Consider the following 26,642-nt stretch of genomic DNA (forward strand, 5'->3'; position numbering starts at 1 on the left):
TTATCCATTCGCATAGAAGGAATAATCTCCTTTCTTCCATTTTCTAATTTCCAAACAAAAAACTATCTTCGCTTTTAAAAGATAAAAGAATATAGAACAAAGAGAATAGATCAGAGAAATCTCTATTCTATAATCTATTCTCTTAATTCTCTTTTCTAAAAAATTTAAAATGTCCAATAATCTCTTGCAAACTCCCATCGAATATCTTAAAGGTGTTGGCCCCAATCGTGGGGAGCTACTCCGAAAAGAGCTGGGAATTCATAAGTATGAAGATTTAATACATTTATTTCCTAATCGATACATTGACAGGACGCGCTATTACAAAATCAATGAATTGCAAAACAATGCGACAGATGTACAAATAATCGGTAAAATTATTCACATCAAAACCGTAGAATTTGGCAAAAATCAAAAGCGATTGGTTGCAACTTTTACTGACGATACTGGACAAATAGAATTGGTTTGGTTTCAAGGCATCAAATGGATTAAAGAAAGTTTAAAACTCAATGAAGTTTGCGTAATTTTTGGAAGATGTGCTTTATTTGGTGGCGCTTTCAGTATGTCACATCCCGAAATTGAATTGCTTTCGGAACACGAGCAAAGTTTACGTTCTGCTATGCAACCCGTTTATCCATCTACAGAAACCTTGACGAATCGTGGCATTTCTAATCGAGTGGTTAATAAGCTTATGCAACAATTGTTTCAGGAAACCCAAGATCTATTTTCTGAAACTTTACCACATTATTTAATTGATGAATTAAAGTTAATCTCAAAAAAATCGGCACTTTTTAACATCCATTTCCCAAAAAGTTCTGATGCTTTAGCAAAGGCTCAATTCCGCTTGAAATTTGAAGAATTGTTCTTCATTCAACTGCAACTGATTACCAAGAACCTCATCCGAAAACAAAAAATAAAAGGACATCCTTTTTCGCTAGTTGGCGATTATTTCAATACGTTTTTTCAAAACCATTTGCCTTTTGATTTGACCAATGCACAAAAAAGAGTCCTCAAAGAAATTAGAAACGACATGGGAAATCCAGCCCAAATGAACCGATTGTTGCAAGGTGATGTGGGCTCTGGAAAAACCATTGTAGCCTTTATGAGTATGCTTTTGGCACTAGACAACGGTTTTCAATCGTGCTTAATGGCTCCAACAGAAATTCTAGCCAATCAGCATTTTTTAGGATTGAGTGAGTTAGCTAAATCATTAGATATCAATATTAAAATACTTACTGGTTCAACTAAAACTTCTGAAAGAAAGATCATTCATGAAGGTCTAGAAAACGGTAGCTTGCATATAATTATTGGAACGCATGCCTTACTAGAAGACAAAGTACAATTTAAAAATTTAGGTTTAGCCATTATAGATGAACAGCATCGGTTTGGCGTAGAACAACGCTCTAAATTGTGGAAAAAAGGTGGTGGGGCTATACCTCCTCATGTTTTAGTAATGACCGCTACCCCTATTCCGAGAACATTAGCCATGAGTTTGTATGGAGATTTGGATATTTCAGTTATTGATGAACTGCCTCCTGGGCGAAAACCCATTCAAACCGTACATCGTTTTGACAGTAACCGATTGAAAGCTTGGAAATTTATTCGAGACGAAATTGCCAAAGGCAGACAAATTTATATTGTTTATCCACTGATTCAAGAATCTGAAAAAATGGATTTTAAAGACTTAATGGACGGTTATGAAAGTATTTCTAGAGATTTTCCACTTCCTCAATATGCTATTTCAATTCTTCACGGCAAAATGAAACCTGCCGATAAAGATGCTGAAATGAAACGTTTTGCAGAGGGAAAAACAAACATAATGGTTGCTACAACAGTTATTGAAGTAGGTGTAAATATCCCTAATGCTAGTGTTATGATAATAGAAAGTGCCGAGCGTTTTGGACTTTCACAACTGCATCAATTGCGAGGTCGAGTGGGTCGTGGAGCCGAACAGAGTTATTGTATATTAATGACTTCGCATAAATTATCAAGCGACAGTAAAACCCGAATGGAAACCATGTGTCGCACCAATGATGGATTTGAAATTGCCGAGGTAGATTTGAAGTTAAGAGGACCTGGTGATATAATGGGAACCCAACAAAGTGGCGTACTTAACTTGCGTATTGCTGATATCGTTCGAGACAAAGACATTTTATTGCTCGCAAGGCATCATGCGATAAAACTTTTAAAAGATGATGCGCCTATGTTAAAACCAGAACATGCTGCTTTAAGATTGGCATTTATTGAATTGACAAAAAAGAAAAATATTTGGAATTATATTAGCTAAATGATAATTGATAATTATCTTTGGCAACTTGAAAATAGATTAAAAGTAACATGAAAATATCGTACAACTGGTTAAAACAATTTATTAAAATTGATTGGAAATCTGACGAAACTGCAGCATTATTAACTGACTTAGGACTTGAAGTAGAGATTGTTGAAAAATACCAATCGGTAAAAGGAGGTCTAGAAGGAATTGTTGTAGGTCATGTTCTAACATGTGAGCAACACCCTAATGCCGACCGATTAAAAGTAACAACTGTGGATTTAGGCGATGGAACTCCAGTTCAAATAGTATGTGGCGCCAGTAATGTTGCAGCAGGACAAAAAGTACCTGTTGCCACCATAGGAACTACTCTTTACGATAAAAACGGAGATTCATTTGTTATAAAAAAAGGAAAAATTAGGGATCAAGAAAGTCACGGAATGATTTGTGCCGAAGACGAATTGGGTCTAGGAACAAGTCATGAAGGTATTATGATTTTAGACGCTGCATTAAAATCTGGAACATCGGTTGCAAAAGTATTTAAAATTGAAAATGATGAAATATTCGAAATCGGATTAACCCCTAACCGCGCTGATGCGATGAGTCATTTAGGAACGGCTAGAGATTTAAGAGCAGGACTTATTCAAAGTGGTGTAAATGTAGAATTGATTACGCCTTCTGTTAGTAATTTTAGGGTAGACAAACGTACTTTAAAAATTGATGTTTCCGTTAAAGACGCAAAACTAGCTCCTAGATATTGCGGAGTAACCATTTCGGGTATTACCGTAAAACCGTCACCAGAATGGTTGCAAAACCGTTTAAAATCAATTGGATTAAATCCTAAAAACAATATTGTAGATGTTACTAATTATGTTTTGCATGAATTAGGACAGCCTCTACATGCATTTGATGCTTCTAAAATTAATGGCAAAATTGTTGTAAAAACGCTACCAACGGGAACAAAGTTTACCACTCTTGATGACATAGAACGTAGCTTACACGAAGAAGACTTAATGATTTGCGACGACAAAGGGCCGCTTTGCATAGCTGGAGTCTTTGGCGGAAAAAATTCGGGGGTTACTGAAAACACTATAAATATCTTCTTAGAAAGTGCTTATTTTGATCCTGTTAGTGTAAGAAAAACAGCCAAAAGACATACTTTAAGTACTGATGCTTCTTTTCGATTTGAAAGAGGAGTTGATCCTGCAATTACTGAATATGCTTTAAAACGTGCCGCTTTACTAATACAGGAAGTAGCTGGGGGCGAAATTACATCGGATATCATAGATGTATATCCTAAAAAAATAGCTGATTTTCCAGTGTTTTTAAATTTTGCAAAAACAACAAAATTAATAGGCCAAGAATTACCAAAAGAAATTATTAAAAAGATTTTGGCATCGCTTGATATTAAAGTTAATAGTGTTACCGATGGTGGATTAGGACTTACTGTTCCGGCTTATAGAGTTGATGTACAAAGAGAGGTTGATGTTATTGAAGAAATTCTTCGAGTATACGGATACAACAACATCAATTTTACTAAAAAACTAAATGCGACTGTTTCCAACTCGGCTAGAACCGAAGATTATAAAGTTCAAAATATTATTGGAACACAACTAAACGCATTAGGATTTCATGAAATGATGGCCAATTCGTTGACTTCACCAGACTATGTCGAACTATCTGAGCTATTGCAAAAAGAGCATAATGTAATGATGCTAAACCCTTTAAGTAGCGATTTATCCGCTATGAGGCAATCGCTATTATTCTCAGGATTAGAAGCCGTTTCCTATAATATTAATCGTAAAAATTCTGATTTAAAATTATTCGAATTCGGAAAATCATATCATAATTTCTCAACAGGTTATGAGGAACAAAAACATCTAACACTTTTTGTTACTGGAAATCGAACGGAGGAAAGTTGGACAAGTCCAGAAAAAGCTACAGATTTCTTTTTATTCAAAGGTTATGTTGAAGCAATACTTTCTAGATTAGGAATTTGTAAAACCAAAAATGAACCTGTTAAATCTGATGTTTTTGCCGAAGGAATTGCGATAGCTGTAGGTGATGAAATAGTAGTAGAATTTGGAACAATTAAAAAAACGATTTTAAAACATTTTGATGTAAAGCAAGAAGTGTTATTTGCCGATTTTAATTGGGCTCTGGTTTTAAAACTACTTTCTAACAAAATTAAATTTACAGATATTCCTAAATATCCAGAAGTGCGAAGAGATTTAGCTTTATTACTAGATGAAAATATTCCTTTCGACTCAATCTATAAAATTGCTCGTCAATCAGAAAAAACATTGTTGAAGAATATTAATCTTTTTGATGTATATCAAGGGAAAAATTTGCCTGAAGGGAAAAAATCATATGCCGTAAGTTTTACCATTCAAGACAGCTCAAAAACACTAACAGACGAGCAAATTGATAAAGTTATGACTAAATTGCAAAAGAATTTTATTGCAGAACTTGGAGCAAGTTTAAGATAAAATCAAATTATAAATTATATAATAAATCCCTGAATTTTAAGTTTAGGGATTTTTTTTGCATCTTCTATTTAAAGATTTAATACTCCTTTTTTATATCTATTTAAAAAATCATTACCTTTATTTAATGTTTAGCATTTATATCTAATGAAAATAAAGATAGTTTCACTAATTGTATTCCTTTGTTTAGCTACTTCTATAACGGCGCAAACTACTATTGATAAATGGACTGCAATAAATGATTTACAAGTTGTTGTTACACAAACATTTCATCCAGCCGAAGAAGGAAATATAGAACCCCTAAAATCGCGCTCCGAAGAATTAATGAACAAAGCCAACAATTTACTTCAATTAGACATTCCGGAGGAGTATAGAACGAAAGAAATTTTAACACTATCAGAAAATTTACTAGCTAAAAGCAAAACGCTTCATGCATTAGTAGTTTCTAAAGCTTTTGATGAAGAACTATTGAAAGCCATAACAGAAGTTCATACTGTTTTACATCAAATTATTGGACTTTGTAATGAAGTAAAAAAGTAAATTGAATATACTCCCATTTCCAACTCATACTATTTAAGAATTAATAAATTTTATTTCTAAAAATCCAACAGTCTAAAAAACTAAAATTCAGAATTTATATTTTACATTTGCTTTTTCAACAAAAAATACGATTATGGTTTATAAATTTAGAGTAATTCTCGATACCGAAGACGATGTTTTCAGAGACATTGCTATACTTGAAGACGATACTTTAGAAGATTTACATAACGCTATTGTAAATGCATTTGGGTTTGATGGTCTAGAAATTGCATCCTTTTATACTTGTGATGATAAATGGAATCAGGACGAGGAGATTTCGCTTTTTGATACTGGCGATGTTCCAGGCGAACAAAAAATAATGAGTGATTATGTTTTGTCAGAAATTTTAAACAAAGAAAACACCAAAATCATTTATGTTTATGATTTTCTAAACATGTGGACATTTCTTGTTGAATTAGCTGCAATAGAAGAACAAACACTTGGAAATGTGTATCCTGAAACACTCTTTTCGCATGGAATAATGCCACTAGACGCTCCTGAAAAAGATTTTGAAGCTGATATGAACGATGATATTTATGGCGAATTTGAAGATGATTTTGATGAAGAAGATTTAGACATGCTTGATGGTGGCGAAAACTTTGAAGATTATGGCTTTGAAGAAAATTGGAATTAAAAGTACAGAAAATAGAGAATAGAAAATAGAATAAAGAAATAAGAACCAAGATGGGAGACTTCTATAATGTCTTTTATCTTGGTTCTTTATTCTGAAATTAAAAAAAATGATAAACTTATACAATACCCACATCGAAACACTTTCCATACATCGCGTTGGAAATAAAAGCCGCAATGAAGCTATTTTCTTGTCAGAACAACCCTACTCTCTAAATGATGAGATTGTTCCCTTAATTAAAGAATATTTCTTTAAACCTTTTCGGGAAAAAGAGGAAAATTATTATCAGTTTGCACATGAAGTAGATTTAGATTACAATGACATGTATAAATATGCTTCAGAAATTTTTACAAACCCAAGTAATTTTCATGCGGTTTCTAAAAATATAACAACGCATTTATTCGAGCAATCGAATCATCCTCATATTAAAAATGGCGAAGTGTATGTAACCTATTTGACCAATTTAAATATTGATAACAATGTTGTAGATGCTATAGGGATTTTTAAAAGCGAAATACAATCTGATTTTTTACAGTTTGAAGAAAAAGAGACGTCGTTAGAAATGATTTTACAACACGGAATCAACCTGAATAAATTAGATAAAGGCTGTATCATATTTAACCATAAAAAAGAAGAAGGCTACAAGATTCTTACTGTTGATAGCAACCGTTATGATGCGAGATATTGGTTGGAACATTTCCTTTCTGTAGATGCTTTTGAAGACGAAAATTTCATTACTAAAAAGTACTTGAAATTCTGTCAAGGATTTGCCAAAGATGTTGTTTTCCCAGCCGAAGACAAGAAAGAAGAAGTAATGTTCATGAACCGATCTGTGAACTATTTTGCTAAAAACGACCAGTTTGAAGAAACCAATTTCTTGAACGAAGTATTAGACAATCCTGATTTGATTCCGGAGTTTAAAAACTATAAAGTAGATAAAGGGGAGAAATACAGCATTGAAGATATTACGACCTTTCCAATAGCTAATGCAGCGGTTTCTGATGCTAGAAAATCGATTAAAAACGTGATTAATCTAGACACTCACATTCAAATAAAAATGGATTTTATTAATCCCGAAAGTGCTGAAAAATATGTAGAAAAAGGCTGGGACGAAGAAAAACAAATGTATTATTATTTGGTTTACTTTAATAAGGAGCAGAAGAGTTAAATATTTGTCATACTTATACACCCAAATAAAGGTAGATAAGTTTGATTTTGTAATCACTATCTGCAAGTTAGGCGTCATTGTAGGGCGACATTGCAACAATCAAAACTTCGCGGACAGACAAACCAAATTCTTTTAAAATTGATTACCTTTGACCATTGACAAAACATAAAGAATAGATGATAACGAAAGAACAAATTAAGGAACTTAAACATAAGGGAAATGGTGACATTGCCGACCTTGTGAAAAATCAACGTGACGTTGGTACAATCAACTTCATTCTTGAAAGTTTGGGACAACTTCCATCTAATTTTGACAGTTCATTTTTGTACGAACTTTTGACACATCAACATCATCAAGTAAGACTAAATGCAGTAAAAAACATTGGAAAATTAAACGGTAAAACAGACATAGCTAAACTTTCAGACCTTTATAAAATTGAAACCGACACAAGTGTAAGACGTGAAATAATTTCATCTATCGGCAGACAAAGAAGCGTTAATAATAAACCACTTTTATTTGAATTTTTGACAGACGAAGACCCAAAAATTGTTTGCCAAGCTATTCGTGGACTTTTAGTCTTTGAAAAAGACGAAGATGTGAAAGAACATTTAAAACCCTTAATAAATCACCCTAACGAAATGGTTAGGACAGTTATTTACAAAGAATATTTTGCAAAAGATAATCAAAGTATCGGTGTGCTGCCGCACACCGATACTTATGAGTATTTAAAAAACACTGTTGTAAATGCTGATGTTTTGAAGGCTTTGGAGTTTGTGCCTGACGAAAGTGTCCATTTAACTTTTACATCGCCACCTTATTACAACGCAAGAGATTATTCAATATATCCAAGCTATCAAGCGTATTTGGAATTCCTAGAAAAAGTATTTAAGGAAACACATAGAATTACAAAAGAAGGACGTTTTTTAATTGTAAATACTTCTCCAATTATTATTCCGAGGGTTAGCCGTTCTCATTCAAGCAAAAGATACGGAATACCTTTTGACTTGCATCCATATTTAGTAAAAAACGGTTGGGAATTTATAGACGATATAGTTTGGCTAAAACCCGAAGCAAGTGTAAAAAATCGCATTGGTGGTTTTATGCAACATAGAAAACCATTAGGTTACAAACCTAATTGTGTAACAGAATATTTAATGGTTTACCGAAAAACAACAGAAAAACTTTTAGACTGGAATATTAGAAGTTATGACTATAAAACTGTTTTAGAAAGCAAAGTAGCAGACGGATATGAAAATACAAATGTTTGGAAAATTGACCCTTGTTTTGACAAGGTACATTCTGCAATTTTTCCAGTTGAACTTTGCAAAAGAGTTATCCAATACTATTCTTACAAAGGCGACTTAGTTTTTGACCCATTTGGCGGAAGTGGGACTGTTGGAAAAACAGCAAAAGCATTGGATAGATTATTTTTCTTAACAGAACAGGAGCAAAAATATTTTGAATATATGCAAGCCAAGTCAAAACCGCAAGGCATTTTTAATGAACGCAAAACACAATTTTTAACGTTAGAACAATTCAAAGAAATAGCAAAATGACATTAACAGACCAAGTAGTAAAAAACATTATAAAACGTCTTGTCAAAGGACAAGATTATAGAATTGAAGTTGTTGCTTTGATTAATGCTGAATTTCTACAATTTGCCATTGACTTTTTCAAAAAAGTTATAGAAGCAAAATTTGCAAATAAAGACGTTACAGTTGACTGGTATAAACAAACATTTTTGAATAGTAAATTGAGTTCAGATGAAATTGCAATCAATTCTGGTTTGAACAAAAAAACTATTACGAATATGTATAATTCAGCATCAAAAGAAATTGTAATTGACGCTTCAAACGAACATTATGATGTGCTTTATCAATCAATAAGCAACTTAATTGAGGCACAACCCGACATTGATTTAACATTGACAATTAAATTTAGAGGAGTAAGCGTTGAACTTAATATAAATGAAAGTTTAATTGTTATAAACACACTTGCAGTAAAGCGTTCAGCACTTCGTGGTGGACTTTGGAGTACAGCAGGTAAAAGAGTAGAAAAATATTTAATGGCATCGCTTTGTAAAGTTTATAGTGTTCCTTTTGAACATTTTGACCAAAGTAAAATTCCATCAAGCATTAGAGAAGTTGATTTTTATTTAATCAATGGCGACACCTACTCACGATGCGAAGTTAAAATGATGGGACGTGGAAATCCAGAAAGTGCAGACGCAATTTTTGCAAGAGAAAGCAACGTTTTTGTATCAGATAAACTTTCTGACTTGAACAAAAGAGAAGCTGATAGACTAAATGTAAAATGGGTAGAACTTCGTGACGAAAATGGCTATAAACGATTTGGACAAATTTTAAAAGAACTTGGCATTCCACACACAGAATTCAACGGAAATTTAGACGAGCATTTGGACAAAATATTAAGCGAATTGCTTGACAAATAAGAACAACGAACGCCTAACACGGGTTTGGCAAAAGTGGCGGTTCAGTGCTAAATTGAACATTTGGTTTTCAAATGAACATAAGTGCTAAAATAAAAGTAAGTTATTCTAAATCAGTTACTTAGAAAAGATGTAAAACGTTAGTTAAAATAATTAGACCTAAAAAATCTACTAATTAAAAATAAATCTTTATTTTTGAGTAATTAAATGAATCGATATGAACATGACTTCACAGATAAAGAAGAATTTAATTTTAAGAATTAAAGATTCAAAAGATTTGAATTTTCTTAATGCTCTTCAAACCATCTTTGACTCTTCTGAACAGGCACTATTTCAATTATCTTCTGAACAACAATCTGTTATAGAGAAAGGAAAAAGTGACATTAAAAACGGTCAGTTCTTTAAAAATGAAGAAGTAATTTCAGAAATGAAGCAATGGCTGAAAAAGAAATAGTTTGGTCAAAACTAGCAAAAATTCAGTTATCAAATGTACTTGAGTTTTATGTTAATAGAAATGGAAACTCAAATTATAGTTTAAAAATCCTAAGCGAAGTCGAAGATTTATTAAAAACGCTTTCAAAAGCTGAGCAAATCGGGAGATTGACTTCAAATAAATTTACCCGTGTAATTTCGATGAAAGATTATCTCATATTTTATGAAATAAATGGAAATAGAATTGAAATTTTATCTTTTTGGGATAATCGACAAGATATAAAAAATAGAAAGATTAAATAAATTCTTTACAAAAAATCCACCTAATTATATTGTTAGTTTTTAGATAAAATTTTCTTCTATTTATTTGACTTTAACAAAAAAGTATACAAAACACTTTACCTATCAAATGCATTTGTATTCTTATAATTTCGAGTTACAAATCCAAAGGCAGCTTTCATAACATTTCCCATAGATTTGGCTTTTTTAAAATTGATGTCATTGGTATAACGATACAATTCTAATTTTAATTGTTTCAAATTGGCTTCAGGGGCAATTGAATCATTTCCCATAATTTCTATTAATAGTTCGACACGATTTTCGGCTGAGTGAATTCGCTTTGCTAGAGCAGCTCGTTCCTCATTTTTATATTGCTCGATTGAACTTTCTTCTAATTTTCCTTTTACCAATTGCACCATTGGATAATTTTCTTTAAAAAACTGCGGTCTGTACACTTTAAAATTTCCTTCGTAGCATTGTTGGTCAAAATCTATAGGGCGAATTTTAAAAACAATATGATCAAAATCGTGGATTGGTACAATAACATAATTATAAGCGCGCATATCACCTAACAACCTAATCATGCAACGCTCGTTAAACTTGACGAACTCTTTTGCAATTTGAGCTTTCTCGGTTTCGGTACATTTTTTTAAATGCTTTTTAATGAAAACATCGCCTGGAATTCCAATAATATGCTCTTCTATTAGTGTATCGTTAAACACTAAAAAATTGATTTTATCAGGCGAAAGAATGTCCTCTAATTCTAAACCATAAATTCTTGATGCATCAGCTTTCTTGATGTAAAAATGAGTATAATTATCGTTGAGAATGTTTCTTACTTTTATTCGGAAAGGCTTAGAATTTCCGAATGTACAGTAGTCTATACAATCTACGTTCAAAAACTTAATAATCCCTAAATTACCATCAGAATGCAAGAGCGAATAAATTTTCTTTAATGTCAAATCAATTTCGGCTCTTTCAAATTCAGTATAATAAACCCGAATCCACAAAGTATCTTGGTTTTCAGCATCGTAAACATTTACCGAACCAGAAAAACGCAATAAATCATCATAACTAATTGAAACTTTCGATTTGCGATCAAAACGCTCTAAATACTCCATTAATGAACTATTAACAGGATAAGATGGTTTCTTTAAAAGCATTAAAGGCTCACTCATTACTATTCAATTTTATACAAACTTACAATAAAATTAAAATGGTATTGAAACTAAAGTAAGTTGATTATTTCAAAAGAGTTATTTTATTCCAATTATAAAAACCCAGCAGCTCTAAACTACTGTTTATCAGTTTTTTGAAAACAAACCTGTTTGTAAGTTTATTTATATGTTTTTGCAAAAAACAAGTACTTAGTCGATGTAGTTTGCTGTTCGTCATACTTTTAAGTAAGTTTACCTCACAAAATAACATTTCTGCAGTATGTCAAATTCTAAAACCAAGACCGTTTTTATTTGGAGGAAACTATGGTGTTGCTTTTTTGGACATCGTTTTGTAACCACTAGAAATATAACTAATCATTTTAAAGAATTTAAATGTTGTACTTGCAAAATAGAATTGACTAATGATGAAAAAGGACGAAAAATTTTCTTAACCCCTGAATTGAAAGACATTAATCAAACTTTAGAACTATTTTATCAAAAAAAACATCATTTGGTTTAAAATTTAGTTTCCATTTAAGGTAACAATTCCCTATCTTGTTCGTCCTATAAAAATAAAACGACGAAAATTTGGAAACTATTCTTTCGATTACAAATCTCAACAAACGTTTTGGCTCAGTTCATGCGGTAAAAAACGTTTCTCTAGAAATACAAAAAGGCAATGTTTACGGAATTTTAGGCCCAAACGGAAGTGGTAAATCGACTACATTAGGTATTGTTTTAAACGTTGTCAATAAAACATCAGGTGACTACAGTTGGTTTGGAGGCACTATGCAAACCCATGAAGCTTTAAGAAAAGTAGGTGCAATTATAGAACGTCCTAATTTTTATCCGTACATGACGGCTAGAGAAAATCTAGAATTGGTTTGTAAAATTAAAGACATCAATACTGTAAAAGTATACGAAAAACTTGAATTAGTTGGTTTATTAGAAAGAGAAAACAGCAAGTTCAGTACTTTCTCGCTAGGAATGAAACAACGATTGGCAATTGCCTCTGCCCTACTAAACGACCCCGAAATTTTAATTCTTGACGAACCTACTAATGGTTTAGACCCACAAGGGATTCATCAAATTCGGGATATTATCAAACAAATCGCAGCGCAAGGAACAACTATTTTATTGGCATCACACTTATTAGACGAAGTAGAAAAAGTATGTACTCATGTGTTGGTTTTACGCAAAGGCGAAATATTATATTCTGGCAGGGTAAACGAAATGACAAGTAATGAAGGTTTTTTTGAATTAGAAAGTGATGATAATCGTGTTCTAAAATCTGTTTTGTTGCAACATCCGGCAATAGAAAAAGTAATTGATGAAAATAGTAAAGTATTAGTTTATCTAAAATCTCCACTGCAAGCATCAGAATTAAACCGCTATTTATTTGAGAAAAACATTTTTTTAAACCACTTAGTTAAACGCAAAAACAGTTTAGAAGAGCAATTTTTAGAATTGACAAAGAAGTAGTAGCAATAATTTCAATAGCAATGTCAATAGCAATTATAAATTGTAATGACAAAATTCAAATTAAAAACAAATCCTAATTAAAAATTAATGAAAAGATTACTAGCTATAGAATTACAAAAAATATGGAAAAACAGAGCCAGTAGAGTGCTGACTATTTCCTATTTTATTGTACTTTCATTTATTGCGTTAATAGCCTCTATAAAGTTCGATATTGGCTTTTTAAAATTTCATTTGGCTGAAATGGGAATTTTCAACTTTCCTTTTATTTGGCATTTTAACACCTATATTGCGGCAATTTTAAAACTTTTTCTTGCTATTGTAATCGTTTCGATGATGGCAAATGAATACAGTTATGGCACTTTAAAACAAAACTTAATAGACGGAATGAGCAAGAAAGAATTCATACTTTCTAAATTTTTAACCGTAGTGTTATTTGCAGCAGCCTCGACGGTTTTTGTTTTTTTTATGTCGCTTATTTTAGGATTATACTTTTCGTCATATAATGAAGTTAGTATTATTTTTTCTGGTCTTGAATATATTTTAGCCTATTTTATTAAACTAGTGGGGTTTTTCTCGTTCTGTTTATTTTTGGGAATTCTAGTAAAACGTTCGGCTTTTGCCTTGGGTTTTTTGATGGTTTGGAATATTATAGAAGGAATTGCAAAAGGAATTTTATCATTTAAACTATTTCCAGAAGGCAATGTCTCAGCTTATATTTCACAATTTTTTCCTTTAGAAGCGATGTCAAATTTAATTGTAGAACCTATCACTAGATTATCTGCCATAGAAAGTATAGGAACACAAATGGGTATCGAAAACATTAAAGATTATAGTGTGCATTGGTACAGCATTCTCATTGTATTAGCGTGGACCGTTATTTTTATGTTAATGTCTTATAAATTACTAGAAAAAAGAGATTTATAGTATCTTTGCAGATGCTATGGGGTTTTTTAGGAACATTTTTTTTATATTTATTTTTAGTTGCATTTCAACTACAACTTTTGGTCAGTACATTACTGTAACTGATAATTTTACTGCACAAGATCTTGTCGAAAATAGATTAATTAACAGTCCGTGTGCCAATGTATCAAACTTTTCTGTTAGTGGTGGCAATTTTGGTAGTCAACAAAGTTTTGGCTATTTTACAGCTAATGGCAGTAATTTTCCATTTGCCGATGGTGTGGTTCTAAGTACTGGCAAAGCCGTTTCGGCATCTGGACCAAATAATTCTATTTTAAGTGATGGCGACACTTCATGGTCTGGCGATGATGATTTAGAGAATGCTCTAGGAGTTAGCAACTCCATAAACGCTACAGTTTTAGAGTTCGATTTTATATCATTGTCTAACAAAATTAGTTTTGATTATATTTTTTCTTCTGAACAATATTTAACTGACCCAAGGTCTAATCAATGCAACTTTACAGATGGTTTTGCTTTTTTATTAAAAGAAGTTGGTAGTACAAATGCCTATCAAAATTTAGCTTTAATACCAAATACTACAATTCCAGTTAGAGTAAATACCGTTAGAGGATTAGGTACCATTTGTCCAGAAGCAAATGAGAGCTATTTTGGGGGATTTAACGGAAATGAACATCCAACAAATTTTAATGGTCAAACTACAATAATGCAAGCTCAAGCAACTGTAATTCCAGGTAAGCTCTATCACATTAAATTAGTTGTTGCCGATCAAGGAAATAATTTATACGATTCGGCTATATTCTTGGGTGGTGGTAGTTTTAAATTTGAAAAGGACTTGGGACCAGATCAATTAATTGTAACCAACAATCCGGTTTGTCAAAACAATACATTTCCTTTAGATGCTACAGAACCTGGAACTAACTCCTACAAATGGTTTAAGAATGATGTCGATACTGGAATTACTTCTCCAACCTATACAGTTGCAGATGCGGGAATTTATAGAGTTGAAGTGTCATTAGGAGCAACCATTTGCAAATCGATTGGTGAAATTACTATAGAGTTTTCGCCACTTCCTTCTTTAACAAATACCACTATAGTTCAATGTGATGAAAATAAAGATGGTTCGGGATTGTTTAACTTATCAAAAGTAACTAAAATCATAACTAATAATGATAGTAATCTTTCTAATATTGTTTATTATGAAGAAATAACTGATGCTCAAAATCAAGATGCATCAAAAGCCATTTCAAATCCTAATACATATGAAAGCATTCCTAAAACTATTTATGCAAGTGTAAAAAATACTTTTGGTTGTGCTAATGTAGCCACTATAGATTTAAAACTCTCGAACAATTCAGTTCCGAAATCTAGAGATTTAGAAAGTTGTGATTTAGATGGAAAAATAGATGGTTTTTATGGATTCGATTTGAATAACGCTACTCCTATTGTTTTAGCGGGGTTACCTTCAGGACTGGTTGTTGAGTATTATGAAACACTAAATGATGCGCAATTAGAAAATAATGTGTTGCCAAACACTTATAAAAATACAATTCGATATGAAATGAGAATTTATGCTCGAATTGTAAATGGTTCTGATTGTTACGGAATAATTGCACTAGATTTATTTGTAAATTCCTTCGAAGACTTACCCGATGAGAAGGTGCAATTATGTGAGCTTACTTCTAAAAAATTAGAAGTAGACAAAAAATATATTGGTTTTGATTGGAGTAATGGCAGTAAAGATTTTTTTACCGAAGTTACTACCCCCGGGATTTATACAGTTACAATAACAGATAAAAATACGTGTGTTGCCAATAAAAAATTTATTGTAGAAGGTTCTGGGAAAGCAACTATTACTAATATAAATACTAATGATTTTCAAGAAATTAATTCTGCAACAATAGAATTTTCAGGATCAGGTAATTACGAATTTTCATTAGATAGATTACTTTATAAAGACAGCCCTGTATTTGAAAATCTTTCTCCGGGTATATATACTGCTTGGGTTAAAGATAAAAATGGCTGCGGAATTACTTCTAAAAAATTTTATGTCTTGAATTATCCAAGATATTTTACTCCAAATGGAGATGGAATTAATGACAGTTGGTTTATTAAAAATATAAATGTATTTCCAAAATCTGAAATTAGTATTTTTGACAGATACGGTAAACTTCTTTACCAATTTAGTGGAATAAATAAAGGTTGGGATGGCAAATTTAATTCGGTAGATTTACCATCTTCCGATTATTGGTTTGTAATTAATATTGGGAATATTAAAATAATTAAAGGACATTTTACACTAAAAAGGTGAAATTAGTCATTAAAGTATTATTTTTATAGCATGAAAAGAAATATCCTACTATTTTTTATTTTATTAACCACTGTTGCTTTTTCCCAATTTAGCAAGACACATTATATACCACCCCTTGGGAGTTCGTCTGAAGTATCTTCTATAGCTGAAGAACAGTATTTATATATATCCACTCCTAGTTCTACTCCCGTTAATTTTAAAGTCTCACAATTAGGAGGAACGCTTTTTGACGGTACTGTTTCTAAAGCCACACCTTATGTTTATAATATTGGCAGTGGAACTAATACTGAATTAATCGTTGATAAAAGTTCAGTAAATAAAATACTAACGAATAAAGGATTTACTGTAGAAGCCGATGATTTAATTTATGTATCGGCACGTATAATTGCTGGTCTTGGAAATCAATCTGGAGCGCTTGTATCTAAAGGAATGGCAGCTTTAGGTACAGTATTTAGAATTGGAGCCTTATTGAATACAGAGGCAAATCCTTACACAGCAAATCACTACACTTTTGTAGCGGTTCTTGCAACCGAAAACAATACAAAAATTCAATTTTCTGATATAAAGTCTGGCGTTTCTTTAATAAATAATGCTACAGCAGGAAATACTCCTTCACCAATAATTCTTAATCGAGGTGAAAGTTTCGTTATGGCTGTTGAAGGACCAGAAGAAAAAAATCGAGATGGTTTAATTGGTTCTTTAGTCACTTCAGATAAACCAATAGCTTTGAATTGCGGTTCGTTTGCCGGATCAAATGCTAAACAAAATTTGGATCTTGGTTTTGACCAAATTGTTTCTGCTGAAAGAACTGGAAAAGAATACATATTTATAAAGAGTATAGGACAACCAGAAGCTGAAAGAATATTATTAGTTGCAAACGAAGATAATACTGAAATTTTCCTCAACGGAAATTCAATTGCAAATTATGTTTTAAGCGCAGGAGAATATGTTGCATTAGATGGAAATGACTTTAGTTCACTTGGAAATTTGTACGTACGTTCCTCCAAAAATGTATTTGCCTATCAAACTGTTGGTGATAGAAGTGATGATCCAAATACGCTTTATGCCAATCAAGAATTATTTTTTGTTCCTCCGTTAACTTGCGAAACCCCTAATGTTATTGATAATATCCCATTTATAGAAAAAATAGGAACACGAATATATAGAGGTCGTGTTACATTAATAACTCAAACAGGATCGAGTTTGAATTTTGAAGTAAATGGTACGCCTTACTCTATTTCCTCACTAGATAATTTACCCGGTATCACTATTTCAGGTCCAACATCAGTCACCGGAAACTCCAATTATACAACCTATGTCATTACTGGTTTAACCGGAAATATTAGTGCTTTTTCATCGGGTCAGCTTTATTTAGCAGCTTATGGTACGAGCGATGCTGCTACTTTTGGCGGATTTTATTCGGGTTTTACTTTTAAACCAGAAGTGAGTTTTAGTTTATTGAATGCAACAAAGGAGGACTGCATTCCTAATAAAGTTTTATCTGTGAATACCTTAAGTGCTTTTGACGTTTTTCAATGGTACTATAATGATTTGCCTATTTCAGGAGCTACAAAGAGCAAATATACTCCCACAAAACCTGGTTATTATTTTGTAAAAGCTACCATTTCAGATTGTGGAACTAAATTAGATTCTGATAAAATCCCTGTGAGTTCTTGTCCAACAAATTTAGATAATGACATCGTAAATGACAATTTAGATATAGATATTGATAACGATGGTGTTACCAATTGCAATGAATCACTAGGCAATAAAGATGTTGACCTTTCGGATAATAGTACTTTAAACATTTCTACAACTGGAACTCTACCGGCTTTGGCTCCATTTTCAGGAACAATATCAGGCGATTTTGTTACCGAAACTTCAAAGGATAAAAACAGTATAATTTCCTTTAAAAAAATATTTCCTGTAGCTACAAATATTTTATTCGAATATGTAAATACTGCAAATACAACAGATTTATTGAATGATAGTGGTGATTTTATTCTAAACTCAGATTCAGAAAGAACCATTACTGTTATTAATCCGTCAAACCAATTACTTATTGACACTAATTATGACGGTATTTATGAAAGTGGAATAACGCAATTTTCATCCTTCGAAATTCGATTCCGTTTTAACAGCTCAAATCCATTAAAAGCGGGCACCGGTGATTTTAAATTTCAATCTTTTCAAACCACATCGATATCATTTACGCACAAAAACTTATCAGAATTAAGTGCGAATAAAGCAACTTTTAAATTAACTGAAACTTGTTCTGAAAAAGACTCTGATTTAGATGGAGTTTCTGACTTTATGGATTTAGATAGTGATAATGACGGTATTCCTGATAACATTGAATTGCAAGGTAAAAATTTCACTACTCCTTCTAAAATTGATTTAAATCTAGATGGATTAGACGATACTTTTCTTAGCGGCTTGACACCCGCTGACACCGATAAAGATGAGGTTCCTGATTATTTAGATTTGGATAGCGACAATGATGGAATTTATGATTTAACCGAATCTGGAAATAACATTACCGACTCGAATTTAGATGGAGTTATTGACACTAGTGGTAAATCATTTGGAGATAACGGTTTGTTTAATTCTATTGAAACTTTTACAGATTCTGGAATTCTAAACTACACTGTTGCCGACACTGACAGTGATAAGACGAATAATTATTTAGATTTAGATAGTGACAATGATGGCTGTCTAGACACCATAGAATCAGGTAATTTAGATGATGATGGAGATGGATTATTAGGAAATACTGCTCCAAAAGTAAATTCCAAAGGAGTTGTTAACAATGCTCTAGGGTATGCAGTACTTCCTAATCTAAATTACATAACATTTGCAAATATTACTATAATTTCACAGCCAATTATTATCCCTACTTGTGAGTTACAAAATGCAATTGCAACAATAGAAACTTCTCCAATAGATAGTTATCAGTGGCAAATATTAGAATCAGGCAATTGGAATGATATTGTTGATGGCGTTTCTTATACAGGAAGCAAAACAAAATCATTAAAAATTATTGCCATTACAGCTGCAATGAAAGGTTTTAAGTATAGAGTTAAATTACTGAAAGATGTAAACTCATGCATTCAAATTTCTGATGAAGTTGAATTAATAGTTTATGATTTACCAATTGTGAACTCTCCAATTACATTAAAACAATGTGATGACGATGCGCTTTCCGATGGTTTTGCTAATATCAATTTAACTCAAAACGAAAATTTTATTTCTTCCAATTATCAAAATGAAGAATTTACCTACTTTAAATCTCCAATAGCAGCAAAAAATGGAGATACTAGTTTACAAATTACAAATCCATTACAATATTTAAGTGGAAATACTTCGGTTTGGACCAGAGTTCAAGATGAAAATCAATGTTTTAGGGTTGCAAGAATTGATGCAGTAGTTACAGCAACTCAAATTCCTTCCACATTTTTGAAAGAGTTTTATGAATGTGATGATTTTCTAGATATAAACGGAAATAATAATACAAACAATAGCAATACTGACGGAATTACTTCGTTTAATTTTAGTAGTGTTACATCGGCTGTAAATGCCCTTTTGCCAAATACTTCAATTAAGTATTATAAAAATTTAAATGACGCTAGTGCTGAAACTGATTTAAATGGGAATTCCTTAGAAATATCGCAAAATCCATCAGATCCAATTAGTATTTTTAATTATAGAAATATTGGCTATTCTAACGTACAAGAAATTTGGATTCGAGTAGAAAGTACAATACAAAATGATTGTTTAGCTCTTGGTCCTTATATAAAATTATATGTAGAAACCATTCCTGTAATTAATGAAATTAGTTCAGATAATATTATTAGACGTTGTGCGGACAGACAAGGATTTTTTTCATTTGACACTTCAAATATTCAATCTTCTATTTTAAAAGGGCAAACAAATGTATTAATAACCTATTCAGATGATTTAGGCAATCCGCTATCTAGCCCACTTCCCAACCCTATAGTAGTAAAAGGAACAAAAACAATTACTGTAAAAGCTTTTAGTACCCTATCTAAAGATCCTGACGGACCTTGTGCAGCCGAAAAAACTATTCAATTTATTGCAGACGTTTTACCTGAAGCTTTTCCTTTACCAGCCAATCTACTAGAAATATGTGATGACGAGCCAAATCCTAAAGATCAAAATGGCATTATCGCATATGACACCTCTACTTTTGAATCCACAATTGTTAAAAATCAAACACAAATAAAAGTAGAATATGCTGATGCTCTTGGAAATTTACTGCCAAGCCCTTTGCCTAACCCGTTTATTTCCAATTCACAAAACATCAAAGTAAAAGTTTCTAGTACCATAAATACAAGTTGCATTGCTCAACGTATTTTACGATTTGTTGTAGAACCTTTACCTGTAATTGATTTAAATGAAAACGGTTCTTATACTGCCATGGTTTGTGAAAATTTACCTAACTTTAAGGTTACCATAGAATCTGGAATACTTAATAATGTTCCTACTGCAAATTTTAAATACAAATGGTATAGAAACGGTATAGAAATTCCTAACGAAACTTCGACTAATTTAATTACAAGTATTCCGGGTACTTATACTGTCGATGTAAGCAATAGATTGGGTTGTTTTAGAACAAGAACTATAAATGTTACTTCATCAGATATAGCATCAATTAAGGATGTAAAAGTTACCGATTTGTTAGACTCAAATATTATTGAAATTATTGCTGACGGTATTGGAGATTATGAATATAGCATCGACCTAAAAAAAGGATTTCAAACTTCGCCTCTATTTCTTAATGCGCCTTCAGGAATTTTACAAGTTTATGTAAAAGATAAAAATGGTTGTGGTACAGTTGGCCCTGTTGATATATCAGTTTTAGGAATTCCTAAATTCTTCACACCCAATAATGATGGTTCTAATGATACTTGGAATATTAAAGGAATTAGTGACAAATTTAATTCAAAAGCTAAAGTCGAAATTTTTAATCGTGAAGGAAAGTTACTAAAACAACTAAACGCTATCGATAAAGGTTGGGATGGAATTTATAACGGAGAAATACTACCTTCTGATGACTATTGGTATGTTGTTACTTTTGAAAATAATAAAATTGTTAAAGGCCATTTCAGTCTCAAAAGATAAAAAATTAATTACCCTATTTTATAATACAATTAGAATGCAATACATAATTATGACAAATTTTAAAATACCCTTTTTAGCTCTTATACTCGTTTTTTCTTCTAAAATATTTTCACAAAATGATTGTTCAAAAGCTATTATTGTTTGTGGAAATAGTGGCTTTGAAGGTTTAACAGCCTCTGGAATTGGGAAACAAGAATTATTTGCATCATCAAATAGTTGTCAAGGCGAAGAAAATAATAGTATATGGCTAAAGCTTTCTATAAAAACAACTGGAACATTAGGATTTACTCTCATTCCTGAAAGTACGGATATCAATGAAGACTTCGATTTTTTTATTTTTGGTCCAAACGTAACATGTGGTGCAATTGGTAAAGCCATAAGATGCTCGACTACAAATCCTGAATCTATAAATCAACCCAATAATTTTACTGGAATGAATGCTGCCTCAAATGATGATTCTGAAGGTCCTGGTCCCGACGGAAATAGTTTTGTGAAATGGCTTACCGTATCTGCTGGAGATTCTTATTTTATAGTAATTGACAGACCAACGGGATCGAGTAACTTTAAATTGGAATGGAGCGGTTCGGCAACTTTTAATACACCACCAACATTTGATGTGCCAACTGGTGTAGCACTTGATATTAAACAATGTGATACCGATGGATTTCAGGATTTTATAAGCGAATTTAATTTAAAACAAAACGACCCTTTAATCATAGGAACTCAAAGTGATGTCATTGTTAGTTATCATACTTCTCAAAATGATGCTCTTACAAACGTAAAGGAAATAAAAAACGCTACAAATTTTAAAAATACGTCTAACCCCCAAACTATTTTTGTAAGGATTGAAAATACAATAACTGGTTGTTTTAATACCACTACATTTATAATTAAAGTAAATGACCCTGTAAATTTCCCTAAAAACGAAGCATCTACTTGTGATGATAGCTCAGATGGAAATGATACCAATGGATTGGCAATTTTTGATTTGTCCAAAGTTACAACTGCTATTTTTGACAATGAAGATACAACAGCATTAACTGTAAAATACTATATTAGTCAAAATGATGCCGATGTGGATTTGAATGAATTATCACAATTTTTCCCAAATACAAGTCCCAATAAGCAACCCATATTCATTAAAGCTTTTGACGGAACTTGTACAGATACAAAAGAGATTAATCTTATAGTAATTCCTGTACCAACTAAAATTAAAGCAAGTGGTTCTCAATGTGATTTTGGTTTAAATCCAGATGGGCTATCACTATTTAACTTGAACGATTACAATAGTTCGTTTACAAGTTCTGACCCAAATTTAACTGTAACCTATTTTAAAAATAAGACCCAAGAACAAAACAAAAATCCATTAAATACTGTTTTTAATAATACTTCAAATCCTGAAACTATTGTTGGGAGAGTTACAAATGCTGCAACGGGGTGTGCTAGTTTAAGTGAATTGACTTTAAATGTAAAAATTATTCCTAGCCAAAATTTAAAACCACTAGAACAATGTGATGTTTTAAATAAAGAAGATGGTTTTACAACATTTAATCTTGATAATGCAAACTTAGTTGTAACTCCAACTCAAATTAAAACATTCTATTCAACTCAAAGCGATGCATTAATAAAACAAAATAGCATTACTACACCAACAAATTATACAATTCCTATTGCATACAACTCATCTGTTTTTATTAGAATTGATGAAGCTGGTAGTTGCACCAGTGTGAGTGAAGTTCAATTAATAGTAAATAAACTTCCAAATATTGAAACTCAAGATGATGAAAAAAATATAGTTTGTTCAAATATACCTAATAGATTTATAACCATCAATGCAGGAAAATTAGAAACTAATTCATCCAATTTTAATTATACTTGGTATCGCGATGGAGTAAAAATTAATTCAACAACTTACGCTATTAGGGTAAACCGAGAGGGAAATTACACTGTTGATGTTGCTAATCGATTTGGATGTTTTAAAACGAGAACCATAACAGTAACTTCCTCAGAAATAGCAATGGTTACAGATGTAATAGTTTCAGACTTTTCTGAATCGAATACTGTTGAAGTACTTTTAGAAGAAGATTTAACAGGAGATTATGTCTTTAGTCTCTACAAAAGTAATGATTTTCAATCGTCTCCTATTTTTACAGATGTACCCGCCGGAGTCTATGAATTATATGTAAAAGATTTAAATGGTTGTGGCGTATTTGGTCCAAAAATCATCTCAGTACTTGGAGTACCAAAATTTTTTACTCCTAATAACGATGGCGTAAATGACTTATGGAATTTAAAAGGTGTTGGTTCTAATTTTAGCAGAAAATCATTTATTCAAATCTTTAATCGAGAAGGAAAACTTTTATATGAAATGAATGCAAGAGATAAAGGTTGGGACGGAACTTACAATAGTAATCCTTCTACGTCAGACGATTATTGGTATGTTATAAATCTAGAAAACAATAAAACCATAAAAGGCCATTTTTCATTAAAACGATAAAACTATAAATTATGAAAAAAACGGTACAGTATATTTTTATTTTTATTTCTCTTAACCTTCATGCTCAAATAGAACGTATTGACCCTCCTAATTGGTGGGTTGGAATGAGAACAAAACAAATCACACTTTTAGTTTACGGCAGTGCTATACAGGATTTAGAACCCTCTATAAATTATTCAGGAGTAAAAATCTTAAAAACCGAAAAAGTAGAAAGCCCTAATTATTTATTTGTTACTATTGATATCGATTCAAATACAATTCCTGGTGATGCTAAAATTGAATTTAAAAAAAATGGAAAAACAAAAATAACAAAGAGTTTTCCTTTATTAAACAGAGAAAAAAATAGTGCCAACCGAATTGGTTTTTCCACAAAAGATGCTATTTTACTAATTGTCCCTGATCGATTTGCAAATGGAAATCCAAAAAATGACAATACACCAAAAAGTATAGAAAAAGCAAATCGAAACGATGAAAGTGGCAGACACGGTGGTGACATTCAAGGTATTATAAATCATTTAGACTATATACAATCATTAGGATATACTCAAATTTGGAATACGCCACTTGTAGAAAACAATATGCCAAATTATTCCTACCACGGGTATGCTGCAACCGATTTTTATAAAATTGATGAAAGATTTGGAACAAATGAAGAATTTAAAACTTTAGTTTCAGAAGCCAAAAAAAGAAATATAGGTTTAATTTGGGATGTAGTACTCAATCATTGTGGTTCACAATATTATTTTATTAAAGATGTTCCAACAAAAGATTGGATGAATTTTCAAGACAGTAAAAAGAGAACAAACCATATAAAATCGACTTTGTTAGATCCATATGCGACAATACAAGACAGAGAAGAGTATACTAATGGTTGGTTTGACGGACACATGCCAGACCTTAACCAAAAAAATCCATTAGTAGCCAGTTATTTAACTCAAAACACCATTTGGTGGATAGAATATGCAAATCTTTCTGGATTTAGAGAAGATACTTTTTCATATGCTGATAAAGACTTTTTGTCTAATTGGACTAAAACAATTATGGACGAATATCCAAACTTTAACATAGTTGGAGAAGAAATGACTAATGTCACTGAGTTATCGGCATATTGGCAAAAAGATAAGATTAATGCTGATGGCTATAGATGCTTTTTACCAACTTTAATGGATTTTTCATTAACCGATAATCTAATCAAATCATTGTCAACAAACAATGATTGGGAATCTACTTGGAAAGAATTCTATAAAGGTATGGGGCAAGATTATCACTATGCAAACCCAAATAATTTATTGATTTTTCCTGATAATCATGATATGGATCGATTTTATACTAGAATCAAAAACGATTTCGAGAGTTGGAAATTAGGTATGACTTTATACACAACCATGAGAGGTATTCCTCAGTTGTATTATGGAACAGAATTATTATTTACTAACGAAAAAGCAGGAAATGACGGCCAGAGGCGTGCAGATTTATTTGGAGGTTGGGAAGGTGATACAAAAAATGCTATTACCGAAAAAGGTCTGGATGCAAAAGAACTAGAAGCTCAAAAATACCTTAGTAAACTATTAAATTGGAGAAAAACTGCGACAGTAATTCATAATGGGAAATTTATTCACTATGCTCCAGAAAAAAATGATGTTTATGTTTATTTTAGATATAATGAAAATCAAAAAGTAATGGTTATTTTGAATAAAAATAAAGAAAAAGTACTTCTTGATATGAAAAAATATTATAAAATGATTCCTGAAACATTTACTGCGAAAGACATTATTAATGACCGGGAGATTACAATACAAAAAACTTTAGAAATAGCTCCAAGAAGTGCTTTAATTCTAGATTTAAATAAATAGTATTCTTTATAATGAAAATAATAGCAACATTAATTACATTACTACTGTTTTCTATAGCAACTATAGGACAACAAGTAAAAGTAACTTCTGGTAAAGTTATGCGATTTGACAACTTTAAATCGAAATTTGTAGACGCAAGAAATATTGATGTTTGGTTACCAAAAGGATATTCTAATACTGAAAAATATGCAGTGCTATACATGCATGACGGACAAATGTTATATGATGCAGAAAGCTCATGGAACAAACAAGCTTGGGAAGTTGATGAAGTTGCAGGAAAGTTAATTGTAGAAGAAAAAACCAAAAAATTTATAGTGGTAGGGATATGGAACAACGGTTTAAAACGGCATCCAGAATATTTTCCACAAAAACCTTTTCAAACTTTTGATGTAACACAAAAGAATTTTATTTCAGAAAGTTTACTAAAAAGAAAGAAAATAGATACCGAGTTTAAAGTTATTTCAGATAATTACTTAAAATTTTTAGTCAAAGAATTAAAACCTTTTATTGATAAAAATTTTAATACCTATTCCAATCAATCGAATACTTTTATAGCGGGCTCTAGCATGGGGGGACTAATTTCACTTTATGCCATTTGCGAGTATCCAAAAGTATTTGGAGGTGCTGCTTGTCTTTCTACACATTGGACAGGAATTTATCAAAACGAAAACAATCCTATACCTGATGCCATAATTAAATACCTAAACAAACATTTACCAAAACCTAAAAATCATAAAATATACTTTGATTATGGCGATCAAACTTTAGATAGTTTATACAAACCTTCGCAAGAAAAAGTCAATAAAATAATGATTTCGAAAAAATATTCAGATAAGTCCTGGAATACAATTTTTTTTCCCGGAGAAAGTCATTCAGAACAATCATGGCATAAGAGGCTGGATATTCCATTCGAGTTTTTATTAGCAAAATAAAAAATAATTCATGAAAAATAAAAAACCATCAACTTACGCTGTGATGGTTTTCATTTATGA

At 31.6% G+C, this 26,642-nt stretch carries 18 protein-coding genes; 17 read left to right on the plus strand and 1 reads right to left on the minus strand.

All coding sequences use genetic code 11. From position 1 onward, the window contains the following. Positions 1–169 precede the first annotated feature (169 nt). From recG to ACFQ0S_RS00570, 9 genes are all read left to right on the plus strand, one after another. Positions 170–2,284: an ATP-dependent DNA helicase RecG gene (gene recG / locus ACFQ0S_RS00530; protein WP_379755612.1), complete on the plus strand. Its 2,115-nt coding sequence runs from the start codon at positions 170–172 to the stop codon at positions 2,282–2,284. A 50-nt stretch (positions 2,285–2,334) separates the two neighbouring features. Continuing rightward, positions 2,335–4,755, plus strand: coding sequence for a phenylalanine--tRNA ligase subunit beta (pheT, locus tag ACFQ0S_RS00535; RefSeq protein ID WP_379755610.1), 2,421 nt, complete (start codon positions 2,335–2,337; stop codon positions 4,753–4,755). A gap of 144 nt (positions 4,756–4,899) precedes the next feature. Beyond that, on the plus strand, positions 4,900–5,292 hold the full coding sequence (locus ACFQ0S_RS00540; protein ID WP_379755607.1) for a hypothetical protein: 393 nt from the start codon (positions 4,900–4,902) through the stop codon (positions 5,290–5,292). Between the two features lie 133 nt (positions 5,293–5,425). Next, complete coding sequence (locus ACFQ0S_RS00545; RefSeq protein ID WP_379755604.1) at positions 5,426–5,965, plus strand: IS1096 element passenger TnpR family protein; 540 nt, start codon at positions 5,426–5,428, stop codon at positions 5,963–5,965. A 106-nt stretch (positions 5,966–6,071) separates the two neighbouring features. Then, on the plus strand, positions 6,072–7,130 hold the full coding sequence (locus ACFQ0S_RS00550) for a nucleoid-associated protein (protein WP_151108248.1): 1,059 nt from the start codon (positions 6,072–6,074) through the stop codon (positions 7,128–7,130). Positions 7,131–7,306: 176 nt separating this feature from the next. Further along, entirely contained in the window at positions 7,307–8,686 is a 1,380-nt protein-coding gene (locus tag ACFQ0S_RS00555; protein WP_379755601.1) for a DNA methyltransferase, read from the plus strand. Further along, positions 8,683–9,582 carry a CfrBI family restriction endonuclease gene (locus ACFQ0S_RS00560; RefSeq protein WP_379755598.1) on the plus strand — a complete coding sequence of 300 codons (900 nt, stop codon included), beginning with the start codon at positions 8,683–8,685 and terminating at the stop codon, positions 9,580–9,582. The genes ACFQ0S_RS00555 and ACFQ0S_RS00560 overlap by 4 nt, the downstream gene beginning before the upstream one ends. 214 nt (positions 9,583–9,796) lie before the next feature. After that, positions 9,797–10,033 carry a hypothetical protein gene (locus ACFQ0S_RS00565; RefSeq protein ID WP_379755595.1) on the plus strand — a complete coding sequence of 79 codons (237 nt, stop codon included), beginning with the start codon at positions 9,797–9,799 and terminating at the stop codon, positions 10,031–10,033. Further along, the gene (locus tag ACFQ0S_RS00570; RefSeq protein WP_379755592.1) at positions 10,015–10,314 is read left to right on the plus strand and encodes a type II toxin-antitoxin system RelE/ParE family toxin; all 300 of its coding nucleotides are present in this window, start codon (positions 10,015–10,017) and stop codon (positions 10,312–10,314) included. The genes ACFQ0S_RS00565 and ACFQ0S_RS00570 overlap by 19 nt, the downstream gene beginning before the upstream one ends. A gap of 95 nt (positions 10,315–10,409) precedes the next feature. Here ACFQ0S_RS00570 and ACFQ0S_RS00575 read toward each other — a convergent pair whose 3' ends face one another. Beyond that, positions 10,410–11,468, minus strand: coding sequence for a hypothetical protein (locus ACFQ0S_RS00575; protein ID WP_379755589.1), 1,059 nt, complete (start codon positions 11,466–11,468; stop codon positions 10,410–10,412). A 259-nt stretch (positions 11,469–11,727) separates the two neighbouring features. Here ACFQ0S_RS00575 and ACFQ0S_RS00580 point away from each other — a divergent pair, with 259 nt between their 5' ends. The 8 genes from ACFQ0S_RS00580 to ACFQ0S_RS00615 all read left to right on the plus strand — a co-directional run bounded on the left by ACFQ0S_RS00580 (position 11,728) and on the right by ACFQ0S_RS00615 (position 26,582). Further along, positions 11,728–11,967, plus strand: a complete 240-nt coding sequence (locus tag ACFQ0S_RS00580) for a hypothetical protein (protein WP_379755586.1) — start codon at positions 11,728–11,730, stop codon at positions 11,965–11,967. Positions 11,968–12,035: 68 nt separating this feature from the next. Then, positions 12,036–12,929, plus strand: coding sequence for an ABC transporter ATP-binding protein (locus tag ACFQ0S_RS00585; protein WP_379755583.1), 894 nt, complete (start codon positions 12,036–12,038; stop codon positions 12,927–12,929). An 87-nt stretch (positions 12,930–13,016) separates the two neighbouring features. Next, a complete protein-coding gene (locus ACFQ0S_RS00590; protein WP_379755580.1) occupies positions 13,017–13,853 on the plus strand; it encodes an ABC transporter permease in 837 nt (278 codons plus the stop codon). Between the two features lie 16 nt (positions 13,854–13,869). Then, positions 13,870–16,158 (plus strand): T9SS type B sorting domain-containing protein, encoded by a 2,289-nt coding sequence (locus tag ACFQ0S_RS00595; protein ID WP_379755577.1) that lies wholly within the window; start codon positions 13,870–13,872, stop codon positions 16,156–16,158. 30 nt (positions 16,159–16,188) lie between these two features. Then, positions 16,189–21,300 (plus strand): T9SS type B sorting domain-containing protein, encoded by a 5,112-nt coding sequence (locus tag ACFQ0S_RS00600; RefSeq protein WP_379755574.1) that lies wholly within the window; start codon positions 16,189–16,191, stop codon positions 21,298–21,300. Between the two features lie 49 nt (positions 21,301–21,349). Further along, entirely contained in the window at positions 21,350–23,797 is a 2,448-nt protein-coding gene (locus ACFQ0S_RS00605) for a T9SS type B sorting domain-containing protein (protein ID WP_379755571.1), read from the plus strand. 11 nt (positions 23,798–23,808) lie between these two features. Further along, positions 23,809–25,650, plus strand: coding sequence for a glycoside hydrolase family 13 protein (locus tag ACFQ0S_RS00610; RefSeq protein ID WP_379755568.1), 1,842 nt, complete (start codon positions 23,809–23,811; stop codon positions 25,648–25,650). A gap of 11 nt (positions 25,651–25,661) precedes the next feature. Further along, positions 25,662–26,582, plus strand: coding sequence for an alpha/beta hydrolase (locus ACFQ0S_RS00615; protein ID WP_379755565.1), 921 nt, complete (start codon positions 25,662–25,664; stop codon positions 26,580–26,582). Positions 26,583–26,642 lie beyond the last annotated feature (60 nt).

It is taken from the genome of Flavobacterium myungsuense (assembly GCF_042677265.1).
In the GTDB taxonomy this organism is placed as follows: domain Bacteria; phylum Bacteroidota; class Bacteroidia; order Flavobacteriales; family Flavobacteriaceae; genus Flavobacterium; species Flavobacterium myungsuense.

Excerpts from the sequence above, each read along its gene's own strand:
- ACFQ0S_RS00555 (WP_379755601.1), top strand. The coding sequence starts at position 7,307 with ATGATAACGAAAGAACAAATTAAGGAACTTAAACATAAGGGAAATGGT.
- ACFQ0S_RS00575 (WP_379755589.1), bottom strand. The coding sequence starts at position 11,468 with ATGAGTGAGCCTTTAATGCTTTTAAAGAAACCATCTTATCCTGTTAAT.
- ACFQ0S_RS00560 (WP_379755598.1), top strand. The coding sequence starts at position 8,683 with ATGACATTAACAGACCAAGTAGTAAAAAACATTATAAAACGTCTTGTC.
- ACFQ0S_RS00565 (WP_379755595.1), top strand. The coding sequence starts at position 9,797 with ATGAACATGACTTCACAGATAAAGAAGAATTTAATTTTAAGAATTAAA.
- ACFQ0S_RS00590 (WP_379755580.1), top strand. The coding sequence starts at position 13,017 with ATGAAAAGATTACTAGCTATAGAATTACAAAAAATATGGAAAAACAGA.
- ACFQ0S_RS00580 (WP_379755586.1), top strand. The coding sequence starts at position 11,728 with ATGTCAAATTCTAAAACCAAGACCGTTTTTATTTGGAGGAAACTATGG.
- ACFQ0S_RS00570 (WP_379755592.1), top strand. The coding sequence starts at position 10,015 with ATGGCTGAAAAAGAAATAGTTTGGTCAAAACTAGCAAAAATTCAGTTA.
- ACFQ0S_RS00595 (WP_379755577.1), top strand. The coding sequence starts at position 13,870 with ATGGGGTTTTTTAGGAACATTTTTTTTATATTTATTTTTAGTTGCATT.
- ACFQ0S_RS00615 (WP_379755565.1), top strand. The coding sequence starts at position 25,662 with ATGAAAATAATAGCAACATTAATTACATTACTACTGTTTTCTATAGCA.
- ACFQ0S_RS00600 (WP_379755574.1), top strand. The coding sequence starts at position 16,189 with ATGAAAAGAAATATCCTACTATTTTTTATTTTATTAACCACTGTTGCT.
- ACFQ0S_RS00540 (WP_379755607.1), top strand. The coding sequence starts at position 4,900 with ATGAAAATAAAGATAGTTTCACTAATTGTATTCCTTTGTTTAGCTACT.
- ACFQ0S_RS00605 (WP_379755571.1), top strand. The coding sequence starts at position 21,350 with ATGACAAATTTTAAAATACCCTTTTTAGCTCTTATACTCGTTTTTTCT.
- ACFQ0S_RS00545 (WP_379755604.1), top strand. The coding sequence starts at position 5,426 with ATGGTTTATAAATTTAGAGTAATTCTCGATACCGAAGACGATGTTTTC.
- recG (WP_379755612.1), top strand. The coding sequence starts at position 170 with ATGTCCAATAATCTCTTGCAAACTCCCATCGAATATCTTAAAGGTGTT.
- pheT (WP_379755610.1), top strand. The coding sequence starts at position 2,335 with ATGAAAATATCGTACAACTGGTTAAAACAATTTATTAAAATTGATTGG.
- ACFQ0S_RS00610 (WP_379755568.1), top strand. The coding sequence starts at position 23,809 with ATGAAAAAAACGGTACAGTATATTTTTATTTTTATTTCTCTTAACCTT.
- ACFQ0S_RS00550 (WP_151108248.1), top strand. The coding sequence starts at position 6,072 with ATGATAAACTTATACAATACCCACATCGAAACACTTTCCATACATCGC.